Source organism: Rhizobium sp. PRIMUS64 (genome assembly GCF_023006465.1).
GTDB classification, from domain to species: domain Bacteria; phylum Pseudomonadota; class Alphaproteobacteria; order Rhizobiales; family Rhizobiaceae; genus Rhizobium; species Rhizobium leguminosarum.
The window spans coordinates 1-2,427 of the sequence record NZ_JALBGX010000267.1 but is presented as its reverse complement, the minus strand read 5'-3'; the positions used below and the strand labels follow the sequence as shown (position 1 = coordinate 2,427).

General features: G+C 60.7%; 3 protein-coding genes. All 3 read left to right on the top strand.

Annotation, left to right across the window (positions count from 1 at the left end):
- The first annotated feature begins 120 nt into the window (after positions 1–120).
- Positions 121–468, top strand: a complete 348-nt coding sequence (locus MOV76_RS38895) for a transposase (RefSeq protein ID WP_092755364.1) — start codon at positions 121–123, stop codon at positions 466–468.
- Positions 465–809 carry an IS66 family insertion sequence element accessory protein TnpB gene (gene tnpB, locus MOV76_RS38890; protein ID WP_011053349.1) on the top strand — a complete coding sequence of 115 codons (345 nt, stop codon included), beginning with the start codon at positions 465–467 and terminating at the stop codon, positions 807–809. The genes MOV76_RS38895 and tnpB overlap by 4 nt, the downstream gene beginning before the upstream one ends.
- Before the next feature lie 73 nt (positions 810–882).
- Positions 883–2,427 (top strand): IS66-like element ISRel15 family transposase (locus tag MOV76_RS38885; protein ID WP_097623642.1); only part of this gene is annotated, 1,545 nt, incomplete at its 3' end.

Sequence of the window (2,427 nt, the reverse complement as noted above, 5' to 3'; positions counted from 1 at the left end):
GTAAGCGACAAGCAGACCCCATCTGGCGAAGCAGCTTAGCGGTCGGCTATCGGTAGCGGACACGATGAACTGCTGTGAGCTTCTATGTCTGCGCCTAGCTCTGGAACTAGAACTTTTCATATGATCGAGGCTGTTGCGGACCGATTTGAGGGCGCGCCTCGGCAGCTTCGGCGGCGCTGGTCGGACGATTTTAAAGCGCGTGCAGTTGCAGAGGCACTCGAGCCTGGCTCGAGCGTGTCAGCGATCGCACGTCGGCTTGATATCCATCCGTCACAACTGTTTGGCTGGCGTCGCGCCGCCCTGGGCTCTCACAAGGAGAACATAGCGCCGATCGGTCATAAGGCAGTCACGCCATCTGCCGACGGCGCGATAATCGAAGTTCTGATTGGCGATGTCGTCGTGCGCGCTCCCGCCGATGTGGACGAAGCTCATCTGCAGCGTGTCATCCGGGCAGTTCGGTCAGCATGATCCCCGCAGGTGTAAAGGTCTTCCTCGCCAGTCACCCCATCGACTTTCGCAAAGGGCCGGACAGTTTGCTGTCGCTGGTGCGCGACGCCGGCAGTGATCCGTTCAATGGCTCGCTTTATGTCTTCCGGGCGAAGCGGGCGGACCGGGTCAAGATCGTCTGGTGGGATGGATCAGGGGTCTGCCTCTATTCCAAGCGGTTGGAGAAGGCGCAGTTCTGCTGGCCGCGGATCGGCCACAACCGGGTGCAGCTCAATCACGCTCAGCTCATGGCGCTCGTTGACGGCATGGACTGGAAACGGGTGCGCTCAGTGGCGGTGAAGCCGCCGGAGATTGTTGGGTAAAGGGCTGCGGCGAAGTGAATCAACCGCCTGAAAAGGCAGGAAAACCGGAGCAAATTGTGCTCTGGTAGGCCTCATGACGCCGCCCGATCTACAGCTCCCGGATGATGTAGAGACCCTGAAAGCCATGGTCCTTGCCATGGCCGAGAAGGCAGCGCGCACCGATGCTCTCGAGAGCGAGGTCGCAGACCTGAAAGCCAGAAACGCCGATGCCGACGAACGCATCGAGCGACTGACCCAGATCCTGAAAGCCTTCGATCGCGCCCGCTTCGGCCGGCAATCGGAAAAGCTCGGCTCTCCGGGCATCGATGATGAGCAGCAGGCTTTTGTCTTCGAGGAAATCGAGACCGGTATCTCGGCAATCCGAGCCAAGGTAAACAAGGGTGCCGCTGATCCCGATGCGAAACGTGCACCCCGGCCGCGCAAGGGCTTTGCACCTCATCTGGAACGAGTCGAAGTGGTGATCGAGCCGGATGAACTGCACGAACACATCGGCAAACAGAAGGTGCTGATCGGAGAAGACGTCTCGGAGCGACTGGACGTCGTGCCGGCGAAGTTCCGCGTCATCGTCACCCGGCGGCCGAAGTATGCCTTCAAGAACGAAGACGGCGTCATCCAGGCAGCCGCGCCCGCGCACATCATCGAGGGTGGCATTCCAACGGAAGCGCTTCTCGCCCAGATCGCTGTCTCGAAGTATGCAGATGGCCTTCCGCTCTATCGACAGGAGGCAATCTATGCACGCGACAAGGTTGAGCTTGACCGGAAGCTGATGGCCCAATGGATGGGCAAGCTCGGCTACGAGCTCGATATCCTGGCCGACTACATCCTCGCTGAGATCAAGAAGGCTGAGCGCATCTTTGCGGACGAGACGACATTGCCAACGCTCGCGCCCGGATCCGGATCGGCAAAGACAGCCTGGCTATGGGCTTATGCGAGGGATGATAGACCCTTTGGCGGTAGTGGCCCGCCGATGGTCGCCTATCGCTTCGAAGATAGCCGCGCTGGCGATCGCGTCGCCCGGCATCTGAATGGCTATCGCGGTATCCTTCAGGTGGACGGGCATGGTGCCTACAACAAGCTTGCCCGATCTGACGGCGGCAATGACGGCGTGATGCTGGCCGGCTGCTGGTCCCATAGCAGGCGCAAGTTCTACGAACTCCACGCCTCGGACAGCTCCAAGATAGCCAGCGAGACGGTGGAATTGATGGCAAAGCTCTGGGAGGTGGAAGCGGCGGCCCGGGGGCAGAGCCCTGACGCGCGTGTCGCGGCACGTCAGGCGACATCTGCTGCAGTTGTCACTGAGCTCTTCGCCCTGTGGCAAAAGACCCTGCCGCGGATCTCCGGCAAGTCGAAGCTCGCAGAAGCGATCCGCTATGCCACCTCGCGTCGCTCCATCTTCGAACGCTTCCTTACCGACGGCCGCATCGAGCTCGACAGCAACATCGTTGAGCGTGCCATTAGGCCCCAGACGATCACGAGAAAGAACAGTCTCTTCGCCGGCAGCGATGGCGGTGGAAGGACCTGGGCGACTATCGCCACGCTCCTTCAGACGGCGAAGATGAACAACGTGGACCCGCAGGCTTGGCTCACCCAAACACTTGAGCGGATCGCCAACGGCTGG